Source organism: Rheinheimera sp. KL1 (genome assembly GCF_001275035.1).
Lineage (GTDB): Bacteria > Pseudomonadota > Gammaproteobacteria > Enterobacterales > Alteromonadaceae > Pararheinheimera > Pararheinheimera tangshanensis.
This window is the reverse complement of record NZ_LAMX01000006.1, coordinates 25,125-45,907: the sequence shown is the minus strand read 5'-3', so window position 1 is coordinate 45,907 and position 20,783 is coordinate 25,125. Positions and strand designations below refer to the sequence as shown.

15 protein-coding genes and 1 pseudogene are annotated in these 20,783 nt (G+C 47.6%); 4 read left to right on the top strand and 12 right to left on the bottom strand.

Annotated elements, in window-relative coordinates:
* Positions 1-155: 155 nt before the first annotated feature.
* On the top strand, positions 156-1,787 hold the full coding sequence (locus WH43_RS02355; RefSeq protein WP_082335649.1) for a glucoamylase family protein: 1,632 nt from the start codon (positions 156-158) through the stop codon (positions 1,785-1,787).
* Between the two features lie 3 nt (positions 1,788-1,790).
* Positions 1,791-4,133 carry a beta-glucosidase BglX gene (gene bglX / locus WH43_RS02350; protein WP_152342765.1) on the top strand — a complete coding sequence of 781 codons (2,343 nt, stop codon included), beginning with the start codon at positions 1,791-1,793 and terminating at the stop codon, positions 4,131-4,133.
* A 60-nt stretch (positions 4,134-4,193) separates the two neighbouring features.
* On the opposite strand, the gene rsuA is transcribed toward bglX, so the two are convergent.
* The 3 genes from rsuA to WH43_RS02340 are packed head-to-tail and all read right to left on the bottom strand — an operon-like array spanning position 4,194 to position 6,436.
* A complete protein-coding gene (gene rsuA, locus WH43_RS02345; protein ID WP_053423056.1) occupies positions 4,194-4,886 on the bottom strand; it encodes a 16S rRNA pseudouridine(516) synthase RsuA in 693 nt (230 codons plus the stop codon).
* A gap of 39 nt (positions 4,887-4,925) precedes the next feature.
* Positions 4,926-5,099, bottom strand: a complete 174-nt coding sequence (locus WH43_RS20230; RefSeq protein ID WP_286049406.1) for a hypothetical protein — start codon at positions 5,097-5,099, stop codon at positions 4,926-4,928.
* Positions 5,100-5,113: 14 nt separating this feature from the next.
* Complete coding sequence (locus WH43_RS02340) at positions 5,114-6,436, bottom strand: thioredoxin-like domain-containing protein (protein ID WP_286049405.1); 1,323 nt, start codon at positions 6,434-6,436, stop codon at positions 5,114-5,116.
* Positions 6,437-6,684: 248 nt separating this feature from the next.
* Here WH43_RS02340 and WH43_RS02335 point away from each other — a divergent pair, with 248 nt between their 5' ends.
* Positions 6,685-8,031, top strand: coding sequence for a sodium-dependent transporter (locus tag WH43_RS02335; RefSeq protein ID WP_053423055.1), 1,347 nt, complete (start codon positions 6,685-6,687; stop codon positions 8,029-8,031).
* A gap of 234 nt (positions 8,032-8,265) precedes the next feature.
* The gene (locus tag WH43_RS02330; RefSeq protein WP_229670319.1) at positions 8,266-9,213 is read left to right on the top strand and encodes a lysylphosphatidylglycerol synthase domain-containing protein; all 948 of its coding nucleotides are present in this window, start codon (positions 8,266-8,268) and stop codon (positions 9,211-9,213) included.
* 9 nt (positions 9,214-9,222) lie between these two features.
* Here WH43_RS02330 and WH43_RS02325 read toward each other — a convergent pair whose 3' ends face one another.
* From WH43_RS02325 to WH43_RS02285, 9 genes and pseudogenes are all read right to left on the bottom strand, one after another.
* A complete protein-coding gene (locus tag WH43_RS02325; RefSeq protein ID WP_053423053.1) occupies positions 9,223-9,606 on the bottom strand; it encodes a hypothetical protein in 384 nt (127 codons plus the stop codon).
* 174 nt (positions 9,607-9,780) lie between these two features.
* Positions 9,781-10,550, bottom strand: a pseudogene (gene cysQ, locus WH43_RS02320) (3'(2'),5'-bisphosphate nucleotidase CysQ).
* Positions 10,550-11,143 carry an adenylyl-sulfate kinase gene (gene cysC / locus WH43_RS02315; protein WP_053423052.1) on the bottom strand — a complete coding sequence of 198 codons (594 nt, stop codon included), beginning with the start codon at positions 11,141-11,143 and terminating at the stop codon, positions 10,550-10,552. Before cysC ends, cysQ begins: the two are co-directional and overlap by 1 nt.
* Positions 11,144-11,152: 9 nt before the next feature.
* Positions 11,153-12,889: an SLC13 family permease gene (locus tag WH43_RS02310; protein WP_053423051.1), complete on the bottom strand. Its 1,737-nt coding sequence runs from the start codon at positions 12,887-12,889 to the stop codon at positions 11,153-11,155.
* A gap of 2 nt (positions 12,890-12,891) precedes the next feature.
* The gene (gene cysN, locus WH43_RS02305; protein WP_053423050.1) at positions 12,892-14,310 is read right to left on the bottom strand and encodes a sulfate adenylyltransferase subunit CysN; all 1,419 of its coding nucleotides are present in this window, start codon (positions 14,308-14,310) and stop codon (positions 12,892-12,894) included.
* A complete protein-coding gene (cysD, locus tag WH43_RS02300) occupies positions 14,310-15,224 on the bottom strand; it encodes a sulfate adenylyltransferase subunit CysD (RefSeq protein WP_053423049.1) in 915 nt (304 codons plus the stop codon). The genes cysN and cysD overlap by 1 nt, the downstream gene beginning before the upstream one ends.
* Positions 15,225-15,275: 51 nt before the next feature.
* On the bottom strand, positions 15,276-16,769 hold the full coding sequence (gene cysG / locus WH43_RS02295; protein ID WP_286049404.1) for a siroheme synthase CysG: 1,494 nt from the start codon (positions 16,767-16,769) through the stop codon (positions 15,276-15,278).
* Between the two features lie 158 nt (positions 16,770-16,927).
* A complete protein-coding gene (sstT, locus tag WH43_RS02290; RefSeq protein ID WP_053423048.1) occupies positions 16,928-18,142 on the bottom strand; it encodes a serine/threonine transporter SstT in 1,215 nt (404 codons plus the stop codon).
* Positions 18,143-18,357: 215 nt separating this feature from the next.
* Positions 18,358-20,640 (bottom strand): GGDEF domain-containing phosphodiesterase, encoded by a 2,283-nt coding sequence (locus tag WH43_RS02285; RefSeq protein WP_152342764.1) that lies wholly within the window; start codon positions 20,638-20,640, stop codon positions 18,358-18,360.
* Positions 20,641-20,783: the final 143 nt, after the last annotated feature.

Genomic DNA, 20,783 nt, shown 5'->3' with positions numbered 1-20,783 from the left:
CCTGACTCAGCAGAATTTGCTATGCCGAACGCCTTTACCTCCACCAACGGCGGTAAGCGTCAGCTAAAACTTTCTGCGGGCTGGAGCTTCTAGAGCATGTTGATGACTGTGCCTGAAATTTTCGGGCACAGTTTTTTGTTGTAATGGAGAATCTGATGTTATTCGCAAAGTTACTGAACACTTTACTGCTGAGTTCTGCAGTTTTATTGGTTAGTGTTGGCTGCCAGGCTGCAGCTTTTAACGCAACCGGCTACGACAGTCATGTTGAATTGCAGTGTATTGAGTTATGTAAAGCAGAGCAAAAGTACCAGCTCAAGGTATCCATCAATAATGGTGCATGGCAAAACCGGGGAGAGTTCCAGGGTCAGTCACAATTAGACTTTACCAGGGACTTAGGTCGTAATTTAACATTGCGTTATCAGCTATTGTCGGCTGATCAAAAAGAAGTGCTGGCAAGCGCTCAGACCCAAACCAGAGACTTTTCTGACGACGAGTTACTGGAAATGGTGCAGCGTTACACCTTCCGTTATTTCTGGGATCATGCGGATCCAATCACAGGCTGGGCCAAAGAACGCATGCCGAACCCACGCGATGGTGACATTATTACTAGTGGTGGAACAGGCTTTGGTATAGCCGCTTTAATCACTGCCTCAGAACGTGGTTGGGTCAGTCGCGAAGCCGCTGTGGATCGTATGCTGAAAATCACTGCTGCTTCGCAACAGTTAGAGCGTTTCCACGGTATGTGGGCTCACTGGTACAATCCGACGACCGGCAAAGTGCATAACTTTAGTAAATACGACGATGGTGGAGACATAGTTGAATCCGCTTTTCTGGCACAGGGGTTGCTGACAGCCCGGCAATATTTCAATCAAGCCAATGCAAAAGAGCAACAGCTGCGACAAGACATCGGCCGTCTGTGGCAAACCATGGAGTGGAGCTGGTACACCAAAGGCGAAAACATTCTGTACTGGCACTGGTCAAAACGTCACGGCTGGGCCATGAATCATCCGATTAAAGGCTACAACGAGGCCCTTATTGTCTATGTATTAGCCGCAGCCTCTCCGACTCATTCCATCAGCGACGCTCCCTACCACAAGGGCTGGGCGGCAAGCACGGTACACACCTTCCGTAACGGCGACGATTATTATGGCATGAGTCTGCCTTTGGGCGATAAAAGTCAAAAAGGTGGTCCGCTGTTTTTTGCGCATTACTCTTTTATGGGGCTTGACCCACGAGGTTTGCAGGACAGATACGCCAACTACTGGCAACAGAATGTGCGTCATACCCTGATTAACAGAGCCTATAGCATAGACAACCCTTTTGGCTGGAAAGGTTATGGCGAGGATTTATGGGGCCTGACGGCAGGTGATCACGTCCCGGATGGTTATGGTGCTCATGCTCCGGGCATGTACAGCGACAGAGGAACCATAGCGCCCACCGCAGCTTTATCTTCGATGCCTTACACACCAGAACATTCCATGCGGGTGCTGAAGAACCTGTACTACAACCATGGAAAAAATCTGTTTGGCCCTGCCGGTTTTTACGATGCCATAAACCTCAGCGCCAGTTCGGATCCGGTCAAACAGGTGCGCCGGACTTATCTGGCCATCGATCAAGGCCCTATTGTTGGCATGATTGAAAATTACAGAACAGCCTTGTTGTGGAACTACTTTATGCAAGACCCGGATGTGCGCAATGGACTGCATAAACTTGGCTTCACTCTTTATGGAAAACCCATTCAACAGCTCCAGATTGAATCTCAGCCCGCGGCAAAGTCAAAGGAATAAAAGATGACATTGATCACCTATTCAAAAATCGCCAGTGCTGTGGTTCTGGCATTAGCTCTGAGCGCTTGTAATCCGAGCACAATGCAGCAAACAACAGGCTCAGCTCAGCAACAAGCCAAGGGCTCTTCAGCTGCGGTTTCTTCAGAACAAAAGACTATGGATCAGTTTATCAATGAGCTGATCAGCAAAATGACCATTGAGGAAAAAGTCGGCCAGCTGAATTTACTCAGCAGTGATTGGGATAAAACTGGCCCAACCTTGTCCGCCGATTATCAGCAGCAGATAAAAGCGGGCAAAGTAGGAGCTGTATTTAATGCCTATACAGCAAGCTTTACCCGTGACCTGCAGAAGTTAGCAGTAGAACAAACCCGCCTCGGCATTCCTTTGCTTTTTGGTTATGACGTTATTCATGGCCACCGCACTATTTTTCCTATTTCTTTAGGTGAAGCCGCGTCCTGGGATCTGGCCTCTGTGAAAGCAAGTGCCAGAGTTGCGGCAACCGAAGCTTCTGCTGAAGGTTTACACTGGACTTTTGCACCCATGGTCGATATCAGCCGCGACCCGCGTTGGGGCCGGATCTCTGAAGGTTCAGGTGAAGATGTGTTTCTCGCTACCGAATTGGCTAAAGCCAGAGTTCATGGTTTTCAGGGCGACGATTTAAAAGCGACAGACACAGTGCTGGCCTGCGCCAAACATTATGCCGCTTATGGTCAGGCTCAGGCTGGTCGCGATTACCACTCGACAGATATGTCGGAACGTGAACTCTGGGAAACTTATCTGCCGCCTTTTAAAGCCACGGTAGATGCAGGGGTCGCTAGTTTTATGACAGCTTTTAACGATTTGAATGGTGTGCCAGCGACCGCAAATCAGTATCTCATCAAGGATATCCTGAAACATCGTTGGGGTTTTGATGGTTTTGTGGTGACGGATTACACCTCCATCAATGAACTGGTGCCTCATGGTATAGCGGAAAATTTAGCTCAGGCAGGGCAATTAGCGATCAACGCCGGTGTAGATATGGACATGCAAGGCGCTGTGTACAGCCAACACCTGCCGGAACTATTGGCACAGGGAAAAGTATCAGAAGCACAACTGGATCAGGCTGTACGTCGTATTCTGGAAATGAAATACAAACTAGGCTTGTTTGAAGACCCCTACCGTTATTCGGATGAGCAACGTCAGGCAAACCAGGTCTACAAAGCTGAACATCTGGAGGCAGCCCGTGATGGCGCCCGTAAATCTTTTGTATTGCTGAAAAATGAAAACAAAGTTCTGCCTTTATCAGCCAAACAATCTATAGCCTTGATAGGACCTCTGGCCGATTCTAAGGCCGATATGATTGGCTCCTGGTCCGCAGCAGGTGACCGTGCCACTAAACCCGTGACTTTACGTGAAGCCTTAGTCGAGCGATTAGGGCCTGATACCCCTATCCATTATGCCAAGGGTGCAGGTTACGAATTTACTGATACAGACCAGTCTGGTTTTGCTGAAGCTATAGCTGCAGCTAAAAAAGCGGATGTCATCATTCTGGCTATGGGCGAAAAGTGGGATATGACAGGAGAAGCGGCTAGCCGGGTTGAACTGGGCTTCCCTGGCACTCAGGATGCCCTGATGAAAGAGCTGAAAAAGCTTGGTAAACCCATTGTCTTAGTCTTGATGAGTGGCCGTCCTATGACCATCAACTGGGCGAACGACAATCTCGATTCAATACTACACACCTGGTATGCGGGAACTCAGGGCGGTCATGCTATTGCAGACGTGCTTTACGGCGACTATAACCCTGCAGGTAAGTTACCTGTTACTTTCCCACGTCACGTGGGGCAAATCCCTATTTATTACAATATGAAAAACACCGGACGGCCTTACGAACCTGAAGGTCCGGAACAAAAGTACCGCTCCCGTTACCTGGATTCGTCTAATCAGCCACTTTACCCTTTTGGCTTTGGTTTAAGTTATACCAGTTTTAGTTACTCCGCTGTGACTTTGAACTCAGCACAACTGACCCCAACTGGAGAAATAACGGCATCAGTCAATGTGACTAATACAGGTGACAGGGCGGGTGAAGAAGTGGTGCAGCTGTATATCCAGGATAAAACAGCCTCTGTTACCCGCCCTGTGCGCGAGCTGAAAGGTTTCCAAAAAGTAATGCTCGATAAGGGGGAAAGTAAAACTGTGCAATTCAGTATCAAAGCCGCAGATTTAGCCTTTTACAATCTGGATATGGCGTATGTCGCAGAAGCCGGAGAATTTAATCTATTTATTGGCACGGATTCAACCGCATCAAATCAGGCAACATTTCGCCTGACCGACACAGTGCAGTTGCAATCTGCTATGGTCCGCCCCTAGCTCAATAACAGAGTAGCCCTCGTTGGAATTGGGGCTACTCTGTTTATTGCTTACACTAACTCAACGAAACAAAGCGACTTCTTCGTCAGTTAAATAACGGTACTCACCTTCCTCTAAATCCGGGTCCAGTGGCAGAGCGCCGATTTGTTCGCGGTGCAGCTTCTCTACTTTATTGCCGATAGCAGCAAACATGCGCTTGACCTGATGGTAACGCCCCTCGCTAATGGTCAACAACGCCTGATGTGGCTCGACAATCACCAACTCTGCTGGCTTGGTTAAGTCTTTTTCACCACGCAGCATAATACCTTCTGCAAACTGTGCTATCGCAGATTCAGGCACAGGATCGGCCAGCCAGACACGATAGGTTTTAGCACAATGATGTTTAGGCGAACTGATTTTATGCGACCACTGACCATCGTCTGTGATCAGCACCATACCTGTGGTATCCAAATCCAGACGGCCTACTGTATGTAAGCGCTCCATTAAAGGTTCATCCATTAAGGCAAATACAGTATCGTGGTCTGGATCGTCGGTTGAGCAAATATAACCTGCAGGCTTGTGCATCATGATGTAACGCAGCCCAATCAGCTCTAACTCTTCGCCATCCAAAGAGACTTTGTCAGTAGTTTTCAGTTGCAAGGCTGGCTGTTTGGCCAGTTCGCCATTGACTGTCACCAGTTTTTGCCGTATTACCTTGCCGGCCTGACTGCGGGTCAGACCGGTGCAATCACAAATAAACTTATCTAAACGCATATTGAATTTCCTGGATTTTCTATTTCCAGTGTAACCAGATCAGGGGGCAGACTCCAGTTTTGCCGTTGCAGGTACTAGTACTTCAGTTAACTTTTGATCCTTCAGGTGCCAGCGTACTATTCTGTTATTATTCGTGTCCGCTATATAAAGTTCACCGTTAAACACAGCCAAACCACCCGGCTCGTTCAGTTCAGTGCCTATACTTAAGGTCATGACTTGCTGCTCGTCTAAATCCAGCAATCTGATTTTATGGTTGTAGGTATCGGCGACAGCAGAGTATGTTTATCCAACACCACTACGTCTTTATTGTGTTGCAGCAACGCCCTTTTAAAACCACCATCTTTTAAACCAAACTCGAACAACCCCTGCCCGACCAGAGTCTCGACTTTGCCAGAACTTAAATCAATTTGTCGGATGGCACTGGCTTCGGCATCGGCTACCCATAATTTATCACCTCGTAAAGCTAAACCACTGGGCTGGTTAAAAGCGGCATCAACGCGTTTGCCATCCAGCAGCGCTTCTTGTCCGGTACCGGCGAAAGCTTTTAGTTGTGAGCTTTGCAAATCCAGAGTCCAGATTTGATGGCTGCCTGCCATAGCGATATATAACGTGGTTTTATCCAAAGCTAAATCCCAGGGGGAACGCAGCGATGCTTCAGTTGGTGTTGAACCTGGCACTAAACGGCCCTGCGCCAGTTCGCCATTACCTGCAATAGTCGTCACCAGAAAACTGGTTAAATCGATACGACGAATAGCGTGGTTGCCAGTATCAGCCACATACAAAGCATTTTCGGTCAGCACTAACCCCTGAGGCGATGAAAAAGCACTGCTGTCGCTGTGACCATCTTTGAGTTCAGCTATGCCAGAGCCTAAACGTTTCACCAGTTTGCCCTGATGATCCAGCAGCACAATTTGGTTATGCAGCGTATCGCTGATCGCTATATAACGCTCATCCACTGTCAAACTGCCCGGCGCGGCTAATACAGTGTTAAGCGGATCTAACAGCTTGACAGGTAATGGTTTGAGGTTAGGCTCACCTTTAAACTCAGCCAGCAACTGCTCTATCGCCTGATCCAACACGTCATAACGGCCTTCGCCTGAGGTTTGGCCCACGTATTTACCATCAGGGCCTATCAGCACAAAAGTAGGCCATGCCCGCACCGCATAAGCACGCCATAGCTGAAAATCAACGTCATTGACCACGGCGTGCTGCATACCATAACGGCGCACTATGGAGGTCAGAGTGCTTAGCTGCTTTTCGTTGTCAAACTTTGGAGAATGCACAGAAATAACAGCCAGCTTATTGCCATATTTCTGTTCCAGCTTGTGCAGGTCGGGAATGACATGAATACAGTTGACGCAACCGTAAGTCCAAAAATCCAGTAACACCACCTTGCCTTTTAATTGCTGCATGGTGAGTGGTTCAGTCACATTTAACCAGGGTAAACCCGCAGGAAACTCAACGCTATTGGTGCGGGCAGAGGCTTTGGCGAGGCCAAAAGTTAAACTACAGGCCATGATGAAAATCCAGAATAATAGTTTAAAACGCATTAGTGACTCCCGGTCAAACTGCTCTTACTTACTATAGAACGGTCTATCCGTCATTTTCGTTCAATGTTTTACTTGAGTTTAACGATAGATTAATGACAGCGACGGATTTTTGGTTGCTTTTTGACACAGATTTCCTCTATCTTGCTGCACACCAAGGTGTAACTTCTGTGACTTCCGGACTAGAGCTGTCTGTATCTATAGGTCTGCAGAGATAAAAAGCAAAAACTATAACTAAATAAGAGATAAGCATGACTAACTCTACAACACGCGGCAGCTGGGGTTCGCGTATCGGCTTTATATTAGCGGCAGCGGGCTCGGCAGTCGGCCTTGGCGCTATCTGGAAATTCCCTTATGTTGCAGGAGCCAACGGCGGCGGCGTATTTTTATTAGTGTATCTGGCTTGTGTGTTTTCAGTGGGCGTGGTGATGTTACTGGCCGAAATGATGATAGGCCGCACCGCTAAAAAATCTGCTACTTCTGCGTATCGGGCTTTAGGTAAAGGTTACTGGCATGTGGCCGGATGGCTCTCTGTACTCGGAGTGTTTTTAATTCTGGGCTTCTACTGTGTAGTCGGAGGCTGGACCATCGCCTATATTGTGCAAACCATACAAGGCACAGTACTGACCACTGATGCCAAAGTATTAAGTGATACTTTTACTCACTTTATTGCCAACCCAACCTCCTCACTTATTTATACTGCTTTATTTATGATGATCACCGCAGTGATCGTGATTGCAGGGGTACAGGCTGGTATTGAACGTATTTGTAAAATTCTGATGCCTGCTTTGTTTGCACTGATGCTGGTGATGGTGTGGCGCAGTTTGACTTTACCTGGCGCTATCGAAGGCGTGATGTATTTTATTACCCCGGACTGGAGCAAACTCAGTATTAAAATGGTGCTGGACGCTTTGGGGTTAGCCGTATTTTCGTTGTCTGTAGGCGCTGGCTTAATGGTGGCTTATGGCTCCTATTTAAGTCCTGAAACTAAAGTAGTGAACGCAGGTTTATGGATTGCGGGTTTAGCTACTATGGCTTCAGTCTTAGCCGGTTTAATGATTTTACCTGCCGTCTTTGCCTTTGACGTCGACCCTGCTGCAGGTCCTGGTTTAACCTTTATTACTATGCCGGCACTTTTTGCCCAAATGGCGGGTGGTCAGGTGTTAGCGCTCATTTTCTTCTGTTTACTATTGTTTGCAGCTGTGACCTCTTCCATTTCAATTCTGGAACCTGTTGTGGCTTTCCTGATTGATGAATATGGCATGGATCGCAAAATTGCCACTATTCTGGTAGCTATAGTGAACTATATAGTGCTGGGTATTCCTGCGGCTCTGTCTTTTGGTGGCGGCATGGAAAGCTTTACAATTTTCGGAAAAACTCCTTTTGATGCAATGGACTTTATGGCATCCAATGTGCTGATGCCATTAGGTGGTATGTTTGCTGCTACTTTTGTTGGCTGGCGCGTCTGGCCACAAATTAAGACTATACTGGCAGGCGAAGTACCAGGCGCAGTGCAAAAAGTGTACTGGTTACTGGCGGCCATAGTCTCCCCTGTACTGATTGCCATAGTGGCGGTGATGACAATTAAAGGTAGTTAATCCCAGATACGCGATACCGGCCTCGCTAGACCGAAGTGCCGGTTTTGCTGTAGTTTTAAGCATGTAATCACGGAAAAACACGGCTTAGCTTGCCAAAGCATGCTGTGAATGTTGAGATATACCTTTAGAATCAGCAGCTGCAGCTTTGTTAACGGCCAGCTCCTGCAAGAAACGTCATGGTTGTGTTGCCTCTTTCGCCGCAACGCGAAAACAAGCGATCAGACAAGGATAGAAATGATGATAAAAAAAGACTACTTCTGGCCGCTGTTAGGTTTGGCCGCTGTAGCATTTTCAGTCTATGTGCTGCTTGAGCAGCTCAAAGATATCTCCTATGACGACGTAGTGCTCAGCCTGGAAGCCATTTCTCTGCATGGCTGGCTGATGGCCGCGTTGGCGACCGTTTTTGCTTATGTCGCCTTAGCGGGTTACGACCGGCTGGCTTTATCTCACCTGCACAAGAAAGTATCCTGGACCTTTATTTCTGTTGCCTCTTTCACTGCTTACGCCATAGGTCACAACCTGGGTGCGTCGGTATTTTCCGGTGCCGTAGTGCGTTATCGTGCTTACCGTTCTCAGGGCTTAACGGCAGGCGAAGTGGGTATTCTGGTAGCGTTTTGTTCCTTCACTTTCGCCCTGGGCACTATCTTGCTTGGTGGTGTTGTTTTACTGGTTGAACCCAGTTTGCCAGCTCACTTCCACAGCGCTTTGCCCGAATGGGTGGCAGTATTGCTTGGTGTCGGGATGTTGTCTTTAGTTGCTCTGTATTTGTGGGGCAGCTTTATGAAAAGACGTTGCATTGATTTATGGAAACTAAAGCTGGAATACCCACGTTTCTCGCTGATTTGCCGTCAGTTAGTGGTAGCGCCGCTGGAGTTATTAGCTGCAGCCGCCATTATTTATTACGCCCTGCCAGAGCAAAGTAACCCGGGTTATTTTATGGTGTTGGGTATATTCCTGGCGTCTTTTTCTGCGGCCTTGTTATCGCATGCGCCGGGTGGGTTAGGTGTGCTGGAGGTAATGTTTTTGCTGGCTTTACCCGATGTCAATCCGGCCGATGTGATTGCTGCTTTATTGGTATTCCGCTTGTTTTATCTGCTGATCCCTTTTGCACTATCACTGATTATTGTGGTGTGGTTTGAGCAGGACCAGTTGCTGAAAAAGTTCAGAAGTTCAAAGAGTTGATTGCTACGGCTAAGACTCGTAATCCGGTAGTTTTTTCGTTTTCTCCGCTTTAGGCTGAAAAGAGCTTGGCAACACTTCAATGCCCAGCTTACGGCCCAGTTTAATCAGAATAGGAATAGTAATGGGGGCAAATGGCAGCACAGCAAAGATGCCTAAGCCAGTTGCTCTTAATACATCCACCAGTTGATGATTAGCAAACCTGAGTTCCGCTTGTGTCGCTTTGCCTTGTAACGAACGCTGATAAATCACCAGCATGCGTCTGGTTTCATCGGTTTCCTGCGACAAAGCCATGCGAAGCCGGATCATGCTAAAGCGAATACGCGACATACTTTTACGCCGTTGTAATCGCAACACCCGGATCGGCGCCTTATGCAACCGACTTAACAGATTCATACCCACCTCAGAAGCCTATATACCCAAGTAACCTGCAGATCCAGCTGTAGGAGGGCGGGTCTTGTACCCGCCCGTCTATTGACACCGCGATTCAGATGACTGGCACACACATTATCGGCTGCTTTGGTGAGACAGAACAGTGTTATTTTGTAGTATTTAGCTTAACTCACTGAACTATAAGGCACTGACCAGGAAATTCGGGTTTTTCAGCTGCTCTCTGTGATAAGCCGGATTTTCTATGCCCTGATATTCAATATGAGCCCCGGCCACTTTGGCAATCACATGACCTGCGCCTGTATCCCACAGCATAGTAGGACCAAAACGTGGGTATAAATGCGCACTGCCTTCGGCCACTAAGCAAAACTTCAGCGAGCTGCCAACGGCTATCAGTTCGTGTTTGGGGAAGCGACTTAAATAGTCCTCAACATCAGCGCTGTAGTGGCTGCGACTGCCTACAACTTTGACTACTTCGCCCGCTGCGGGCGTGACAGCGACTCGGATCGTTTCGGTTAAATCATGTTGCTGCCGGGTGACACCTAAACCTTCAGCTGCGGCATAGGTTTTATCCAGCACTGGTGCGTGAATAACCCCCAACACAGGCTCACCTTGTTGAATAAGAGCGATGTTCACAGTGAATTCACCGTTGCGTTTAATAAACTCTTTGGTGCCATCTAAAGGGTCCACCAGCCAGTATTCTGTCCAGCGCTGCGTTCTGACCAGGGAATATCTGCCGCCTCTTCGGATAACACAGGCACAGCAGGCGTTAACTTCGTCAGTTCAGACAAAATCAGATGATGGGCTGCTAAATCGGCCTCAGTTAAAGGCGAATCATCGTCTTTTTGCTCAACGCTAAAATCGCGCTGATACACAGCCAATATCGCCTCGCCAGCAGCAATGGCAATGGCTTTTACTTGTTCAAGTAAATCCTGTGTCAGTGGCAACATCAGCTCAGCACTCCTTTTTCCGTCAGTAAGGCAATCAGTTGTTCGACACTTTGTTCCAGACTTTGTTGCGCCGTATCTATGGTTAAATCCGGTTGGTCCGGTGCTTCATAAGGGTCAGAAATACCAGTGAAATGGCTGATTTCACCCCGTCTGGCTTTTTGATACAAACCTTTGACGTCACGCTGCTCGCACACATCTAAAGAAGTTGCGATATAAATCTCTAAAAACTTGCCCTCCGGCAGGCTATTTTTTATCGCCTGGCGTTGTGCTCGGTAAGGTGAAATAAAGGCACTGAGCACCACTAAACCAGCGTCGAGCATTAAACCTGCGACTGCACCTACCCTGCGGATATTTTCAGTACGGTCAGCTTCGCTAAAGCCTAAATCAGCACAGAGACCATGACGCACATTGTCACCATCCAGCAAATAGCTATGTACTTTACGTTTTACCAGTTCCTGCTCTAATGCGTTGGCCACTGTCGATTTTCCTGCGCCACTTAATCCGGTAAACCACACTACAACACCCTGATGACCGTTTTGTTGCTCACGATCGGCGCGGCTGATTTGATAGTTTTGCCAAACGACCTGACTCATAAAAATTCCTTACAGCGACTGAAAAGGGAAAAACAGAGGTATTAATGCCAATACGGCTATCGAATAGGCCAGTGCCATGGGCAAACCTACTTTGACATACTGGCTTAATTTGTAGTTACCCACTGTATACACCAGCAGGTTGGTTTGATAACCCCAGGGCGAGATAAAGCTGGCACTGGCACCAAACAACACCGCCATAATCAAAGGCGTAGGATCTATCCCAAAGGCTTTGGCCAAACTGATAGCCAAAGGACAAGCCAAAGCAGCGGCTGCGTTATTGGACATCAGCTCAGTCAGTATCAGGGTGAAAAAATACAAAGCAGCTAAAGCCCAGAATAAATGATAGCCGGTAAAGACCTGCAATAAGCCCTGTCCCAAGAGCTCGGATACGCCAGTATTCTCCATAGCCTGTGATAGCACCAGCGCACCACCGACAATCAACACTATATCCAACGGAAAACGTCGCCTGACTTCCTGCAAGCTGATGATGCCTGTTGCCATTAAACCTATCAGCAATAACACCAGCCCTTTGAGCAATGGCAATTCGCCTGTCATGGATAAACCAATGACAGCGACAAAAGCAGATAATACGCCCCAGCTACGACGCAAAGATAAACGGGTGGCAGAATCCACGCCATTCACCAGCAAAAACTCTTTAGTGAGTTTACTGTTTTGATGAAAACTCTTGCCCGGCACCAGCAATAAAGTATCGCCGGTTTGTAACACAATAGAACCTAAACCACCTTGTAAGCGCTCCTGACCACGTTTGACAGCCACTACTACGGCATCAAATTCCTCGCGGAATTTGGCGTCTTTTAGTGATACGCCATTTAAACTGGACGAGTGGCTGATAATAGCCTCCACCAGCGCCTGACCATTCATGCTGTGATGACCATATAAGGTCAGGCCCTGAATTTCCTGCAATAAAGCCACGGACTCCATATCACCGGCGAAGAGTAAGACGTCGCCTTGTTGTAGCCTGTCTTCCGGACAAACAGGGGCTATATTTTGTTCACCCCGCACTATTTCAGCTAAAAATAGCTTACGTAAATGCCGAAGCCCAGCCTCCCCTATAGTCTTGCCAATCAACACTGAATCAGCACTGATACGAGCTTCCAAAAAGTAAGGTAGATCCGCTTCGTCTGCTGCTTTTTCAGTGACAGGCAGGCGGTTAGCAATCAGCCACATCATCAGCATACCGGCAACCACTACACCAGCACCAACAGCCGTGGTGGTAAAAAACTCGAGTAAGGGCAAGCCCGCTTTATCCAGGAAGCTGTTGACCACTAAGTTGGTCGAGGTACCAATCAAAGTGAGAGTGCCCCCAAAAGTAGCAGCAAACGCCATAGGCAACATCAGTTTGCTAGGCGCAAACTTCTGACTGCGTTTAATAGCACCAATTAAACTGGCCACTACAGCGGTATTGGCAGTGAAAGATGAAAGTAGTGCTGTCGATACCCAAAGCCGGGTCAGCACAGTACGTAAGCCGCCATTATTCAGTTGCTGCCCGACCCAACTGATCAACCGGGTTTTCTCCAACGCTATAGACACGAGCAATAACAACACCAGGGTTAATAACGAGGAATCGGTAAAGCTGGCGGCAAACTGTTGAACGTCCAGTAAATCCGTCAGATAAGTCAGTACGGCCACTGCTCCAAAGACCCAAGCGGCAGAGAGCCGAGTTAGGGTCAGCAGGGCAATCAACCCTGCCAGAATAGCGAATACGCCGTACTGTTCCAGACTCATGCTCAGCCTTTGTTCAACTGGCTTAAATCCAGTGCCTGCCAGTGTGGGAAATGTTTACGCACTAAGGCATTCAATTCCAGCTCAAACTCACTGAATTCAGCTTTGCTGCTAACGCTAGCCAAAGCGCTGTCAACCATACCAGCACCGACCGTGATATTGCTGATACGGTCGATAAAGATAAATCCACCTGTATCGCGGTTTTGCGCATAGGGGTCAAATACCACAGCTTCGGTCAGTTCCAGCTCGACCAGCGCTATGCTGTTCAGCTCCAGCTTGTCGGCCTGATGTTCTGCCAGGGTATTTACATCAATGCCGTGAGCAATAGCTGTGACTTTACCGCTGACCTTTTTTGTCGCCAGTTTGATGTTGTAGCTTTTGCCAATCAGCAGTGGCTCTTCATGCATCCAGACCACTTTGGCCAGAATACGGTTAGATACCGCCGCATGATGCACAGCAGGCACTATCACATCACCCCGGCTGATATCTATTTCATCATTGATGGTGATAGTAACTGCCTGACCAGCCACTGCTTCTTGCCATTCGCCATCAAAAGTGACGATAGACTTAATAGTCGAGCCTTTGCCTGAAGGTAAAGCCACAATAGCATCACCCACTTTAAAACTGCCGCTGGCGATAGTCCCGGCAAAACCACGGAAGTTCAGGTTAGGGCGGCTGACATACTGCACTGGCAAACGGGCTTCAGCTTGCCAGTTAAAACCTGTGACAGGGGCCTTTTCTAATAAACTCAGTAAAGGACCGTCCTGATACCAGGGCGTTTGGGTCGAGCTATGCACCACGTTGTCGCCATTCAGCGCTGACAGTGGCACAAACTGAATAGAAGGCACGTTCAGCTGCGCAGCAAACTGCAAGTACTCTTGTTTAATTTGCTCAAACCGCTGCTGGTCAAAACCTAATAAATCCATTTTATTGATAGCGACGACAAACTGCTTAATGCCCAATAAAGAACAGATAAAACTATGACGACGGGTCTGGGTTTGCACGCCATAACGGGCGTCCACCAGAATAATAGCCAGGTCGCAGTTCGAGGCGCCTGTGGCCATATTGCGGGTGTACTGTTCATGGCCTGGGGTGTCGGCAATAATAAACTTACGTTTATCGGTGGAGAAATAGCGATAAGCCACATCTATGGTAATGCCCTGCTCGCGCTCCGCCTGTAGACCATCCACCAGTAAGGCTAAATCAACAGCTTCGCCTGTAGTACCATGGCTTTTACTGTCTTTGTGTAACGCAGCCAGTTGATCTTCATAAATCTGCTGACTGTCATGCAATAAACGGCCGATCAGCGTACTTTTACCGTCATCGACTGAACCACAGGTTAAAAACTTCAGCAGCGATTTATGCTGTTGCTGCTCTAAATACTGCTCAATACCGATTTCTGCTAATTCATTGGCGACTGACATCAGAAATACCCCTCACGTTTTTTCTTTTCCATCGAACCACTGGAATCGTGGTCAATCACCCGGCCTTGTCGCTCACTGGAGGTCGACAACAGCATCTCTTCAATAATACCGGTCAGGCTGTCGGCTGAAGACTCGATAGCACCGGTCAGTGGGTAACAGCCTAAAGTGCGGAAACGCACCAGCTTTTGCTCTGGCACTTCACCAGGATTCAGTGGCATACGTTCATCATCCACCATAATTAGCGTACCGTTGCGTTCCACTACAGGACGCACAGCGGCAAAATACAGCGGTACTATGTCGATTTTTTCCTGATAGATGTATTGCCAGATATCCAGCTCAGTCCAGTTTGACAGCGGGAATACGCGGATACTTTCGCCTTTATTGACCTGACCGTTGTAAGTATGCCACAGCTCAGGACGCTGATTTTTTGGATCCCATCTGTGATGTTGGTCGCGGAAGGAATAGACTCGCTCTTTGGCACGGGATTTTTCTTCGTCACGGCGCGCACCACCAAAAGCTGCATCAAAACCGTACTGATCCAGTGCTTGTTTTAAGCCCTGAGTTTTCATTACGTCTGTGTGTTTGGAGCTACCATAAGTGAAAGGATTCATATCCATGGCCACACCTTCCGGATTGATATGCACCAGCAAATCAAAGCCATATTGTTTCGCCACTTTGTCACGGAACTCGATCATCTCGCGGAATTTCCAACGGGTATCGACATGCAACAGTGGAAAGGGAATTTTGCCCGGATAAAAAGCTTTGCGCGCTAAATGCAGCAGCACAGAGGAATCTTTACCTATGGAATACAACATCACCGGATTATCAAATTCGGCCGCGACTTCGCGGAAAATCTGGATACTTTCAGCTTCCAGTTGTTGTAAGTGTGTCAGAGGTTTCACTGGCTGGCCCATAGGGTCTGCTCCCATTAAGTCTTTAAAAAAGAGTTCTAAAACAAAAAGTTTCTAAATTCTGTTGGTTAAAGGCTGTTGAGCCTGCTGATCAGGCCTGTCGCCAAACCAGTTTAATTTTTGCTGTAAGGCCACCACTTCACCAATAATCAGCAAAGCCGGTGACTGCACCTGATGCTGGGCTACTAAACTGGCCAGTTCGCTGAGCTTGCCGGTAAATACCCGCTGATCGGCTCTGGTACCGTTTTCAATCACAGCTACAGGAATAGTTGCAGCACGGCCAGCGGCCAATAGCTGCTGCTGAATGTGCTCCACTTTCATCAGGCCCATATAAATCACCAGCGTCTGGTTTGGCCGGCTTAAACTTTGCCAGTCCGGCTCCACGCCATCTTTACGGCAATGACCCGTAACAAACTGCACAGCCTGGGCATAATCTCTGTGAGTTAAAGCAATACCTGCATAAGCGGCGCACCCTGCGGCAGCAGTAATGCCCGGCACCACCTGAAATGGGATGCCATGAGGCAATAGTACTTCTATTTCTTCGGCACCCCGGCCAAAAATAAAAGGATCACCGCCTTTGAGTCTGCATACTTTTTTACCTGATAAAGCTAAAGAAACCAATAAGTTATTTGTTTCTTCCTGAGCAACCGAATGGGCGCCAGCTTTTTTACCTACACAGACGAGTTCGGCGTCACGGCGCACCAGTTGTAGAATAGGCTCTGAGACTAAATAGTCGTACACCACCACATCCGCTTGTTGCATCAATTGCAAAGCTTTTAAGGTCAGAAGTTCCGGATCACCAGGACCAGAGCCGACTAAATAGACTTCGCCCTGAGTGGGTATTTCCCGCTCTAATAAGTCTTCTAATTGCTGCTGAGCGACATCCAGCCGGTTGGCTTGCACTTCACGCACAATGGAGGAATCAAATACCCGCTCCCAAAACTGACGACGACCGGCAAAACCATCAATCTTTTGTTTTACTTTGTCGCGAAAAGCCCCAACTAACTGGGCCAGAGGACCCAAATGAGCAGGCAAAATAGCTTCGAGTTTTTCGCGTAAACGCCGAGCTAACACAGGTGCAGTACCAGCGCTGGAAATGGCAATCAGAATAGGACTACGGTCGATAATGGCAGGGAAAATAAAACTACAGTTGGGCTGGTCATCCACAGTATTGACCAGAATATTACGCAGATCGGCAGCTTCAAACACAGACTGGTTAACCGCATCATCATCAGTCGCTGCGACTACCAGTACATGGCCGTCGATATGATGAGCTTCAAAACGGCTTTCAATTAAAGTGGCTTTGCCTTGTTGCTGCCACTCGATGAATTCATCGGCAAAGTAAGTCGCCACTACCGTCAGACGGCGCCCGCTTTGAGTAAAGTACCGGCCTTGCGCAATGCCACATGACCAGCGCCCACCAGCAACACAGGGCGATTTTTCAATTGGGCAAAAATAGGCAAATACTGCACTTGGGGCTCCTGCTGTACGGACAGCACTTTGACATAAACAGCACTTTGATTTGGTTAGAGTGGATACCTCAATCAAAGCTTTTTCATCTGAGCCTGCATATTAGACGTCTAAACGTCTTTTTTACAATAATGGATATCGATCTCTTATAACTAAAAGGAATAGGGGCAGAAGTAAAAACGGGCGGGCGGAAACTCAGATGGGGTCCGGCCTTTGGCCTGACCCCATTTTTATAATCAGACTTTTTGGCTTTGGCAAACAGCCGCAGTAAAGACCACGTCAGTCGAACTATTCAGAGCGGTTTCAGCGCTGTCCTGAATGACACCAATAATAAAGCCAGTCGCCACCACCTGCATGGCCACTTCGTTGGGGATACCAAATAAGCTACAAGCCAGAGGGATCAGTAATAACGAACCACCAGCCACGCCTGACGCACCACAAGCAGAAACTGCTGCCAGCATACTTAGCAAAATAGCGCTGGCAAAATCCACTTCTATGCCTAGCGTATTTACAGTGGCTAACGTCAGTACTGTGATGGTGATAGCAGCACCGGCCATATTAATGGTCGCGCCCAGCGGTATGGAAACACCATATATTTCCTCATTTAACTTCAGCTTTTCACAGAGCTGTAAATTCACCGGAATATTGGCAGCTGAGCTACGGGTAAAAAAGGCGGTCACGCCACTTTCACGCAAACAGGTAAAGACCAACGGATAAGGATTAGAGCCTGTTTTCAAGAACACTAACAAAGGGTTCACGACAAAAGCGATAATCGCCATAGCACCTAACAACACAGCTATCAACTGACCATAACTGGCTAAAGCTGTAAAACCTGTGGTTGCTATGGTATCGGCCACCAAACCCAAAATACCAAAAGGTGCCAGACGAATAATAAAACGCACTAAAGAGGAGACACCGTGCGACAAATCAAAGAACACCAGCTTGGTGCTTTTGCTGGCATGCTGTAAGGCCAGACCTAAACCTACGGCCCAAGCTAAAACGCCGATGTAGTTGCCGGTAATCAGAGCATTAATAGGGTTATCCACCACCTGCAGTAACAAGGCTTTTAATACTTCACTAATACCTTCAGGTGCCACAATAGCCTCTGGCACTGCGGTCAGCACTAAGGTGGTAGGAAACAGAAAACTCAGCAGTACAGCGACCACTGCGGCTAAAAAAGTACCGAATAAATACAGCACTAACACTGGCTTAATGCCACCACTTTCAGAGGCTTGTTTATTGGCAATAGCTGAAGCCACCAGCACAAACACCAGCAAAGGCGCTATAGCTTTTAAAGCTTTGACAAATAAGGTACCTAACAAGGACAGATTTTTTGCCAGTTCAGGCGAAACAACCGCCACCAGCACACCTAACAAAATACCAATAATAATTTGGGGTACTAAACCGAGTTGCAGAAGTTTTTGCCATGGACGGGATACAGTGGATGTCATACGGACTCTCTGTTGCTGCTGTGGTGCGCGCCACAGTTATAGGAATAAGTGCCCGATTTTGCCTTGAATCCTTCATTGGGGCAAGTCGGAGCAGCAGCAGATCCTCTCAGGCTATCGCTATTTCGACGCTGTTTCAGTCACTTTGTTATAGAACCTGTGCTTGGGATAACCAGACAGAAACTAAACGACGTCTCCTTATGCTAATCCTGGTGCGGTCAGTTTTGATGTTGCAACGCTGGAATAGTGACGGAGCTTAAGTGAGGCGACAATAGATTTTCCCAATACAAGGCGGGGGCTGGCCTGCCAAATAAATAGCCTTGCATCAACTGACACCCCAGGCTTTGCAAGAAACGGCGCTGAATATCGTTTTCGACCCCTTCGGCGACTATCTGCAGATTCAAGGCTTTAGCCAATTGAATAGTGGTATGCAAAATACGCACTGTACGGCTGTCTTGTGGGATACAACTGACAAAACGTCTGTCGATTTTTATCGTATCAGCCGGGCAATCAACCAGTTGACTTAAAGAGGAGTGGCCTGTACCAAAATCATCAATAGAAATACTGAAACCATACTGGTTCAGTGCCTTTAACCGCTTATGTAATAAAGGTTGCTGCACGGCAATATTGGTTTCAGTGATTTCCAGTTGCAGGTAGCGCGTAAGCCAGGGATGGTCAGCACTCAAGCTCATCAGCTCTGCAAAAAAGCTGTCATCCAAAAGTTCTGGTCCTCCGAGGTTAATAGCTATGGGGTATAACAGGCCTTGCTGCTGCCAGCTTTGTAAGATACCGACACTTTGCTGCAGAACTAAACGCGAAAACATGGTCATTAAACCATGGCGTTCTGCCATTAATACAAAGCTATCAGGAGCTATCGCCTGCCCATCAATAAACCAGCGGCTTAAGGCTTCAAAGCTTTGAATTTGACCTTGTGGGTCGACCTTAGGTTGTAGCCATAACTCCAGGTGTTTTTGCCGTATTGCATCACGAAAAGCATTTAACAGCTGGTAATCCTGCTCCAATTGCTGAGCTTGTTGTTGATCATAAAAACCGACCACCTGATTCGGATCAGAAAGCTCCAAAGCCAGCTCACACTGTTCAATCAGTTGTTGGGCATTGTAATTGTCGCGTCGCTCAGTGAAACTGACACCAAACTGATAACTCATACGAGCAGTGTAAGGCCCAACCGTCAGTTCAACCGGTAACTGACTGGCGATAGCCTGAGCTAATTGTTTGGGGTCCACCACATTGAGATCACCTTTGAGCCACAGAGCAAATTTCACCCCCCGCACCCGCGCTAATACCGCATCTGAAGGCAAAGCCGCTTTCGCTACTTTGGAGAAATGTTGCAATAACTGACTGCCAAACTCATAACCGTACTGTTGATTCAGAGTCTTCACATGACGCAGTCTGATAATAGCCACCAGAGCAAACTCATGCGGCGCTAACTGCTCTTGTTTGTAGTTTGCCAGCTCGGTAAAACCAGCGATATTAGGTAAACAGGTTAAACTGTCGTAATGCAGCCAACTGTCCTGTACTTTCTGACTTTGTTTCAACTGTTGTTGCAACTGCCGTAAAGCGCTGATTTCCTGCAAACTGACCACATGATGACCGGAGCGGGTTAACATCACATGTTTTAACACTAAGCTGGAATCAGGACGACTTTTGACCTTGCATTCCACTTTGCCTTTCAGCCAATGCCCTTGTAACTGACCGTCCTGCATAAAATTCAGTAAAGACAATAAATTAGCTTGTTGCCCTACCTCCAGTCCTAACACCTCACAGGCCAGACTATTCGACTTAATAATATCGCCGGACGCCGTTACCAGCACAGTGGCTGAACCATTGTGCTCAAACAACTCTTCGTAATAATTGTGGCTTTGTGCCAGATTCTGATTCAGTTCAGAAAGCTGGCCCGCACTGCGTTTTAACGTGCTGAAAATACGGGCCGCAGCCAGTGGTAAACATAAGTTAAAAAACAAAAACAACAAGCCATGTAAGTAGCTATGAGTCGCAGGCAGAGTAATGGATAAACCGAATAAATTATTCGGAGCCTGATTTTGAAGCAGATAAATAAAGGGAATAAAATTTAACGACATAAAAACTAATGCCGTTCTGAAACCAAAAAACATCAGGCTGATCATCGGCAAGGTATAAATAAAAATGATACCCAGCTTGCCCATTTCAAAATCGTCATTAAACAGCAGAATACAAAGCCCTGCCATCACCACAATCAGCAGCAAAGCCACAGCACTTTTCTTTGTATGTTGTTTGGAGAGAAATAGCGCAAAAACTAAAGCAGCGTAAAATAACGAGCTGATGATGATGACGTGATAAGCGCCTAATTGCCATGCTTGCCAGGAACTGTGGAACACGATAACAGACACCAGACACAAACCAGACAACATAATGATGCGCAGCACACTTTGTTGCCAAAAGGCTGTATCAGCATTGCCTAAATCCTGAGTCCTCAGCCGCAAATAACGACTCAACCACCCCACATCCAGCTCCCTAGTTCCCTTTGATCAGGCCAGCTCGGGGCGCTGATAACTCAAACCTGCTACAGGTTTTTCACCGATGGAAATGTAATAGGTCAGCTTGTTAACTACAAGTTATTTTTCCGCACTTAGGGGACAAAGACGAT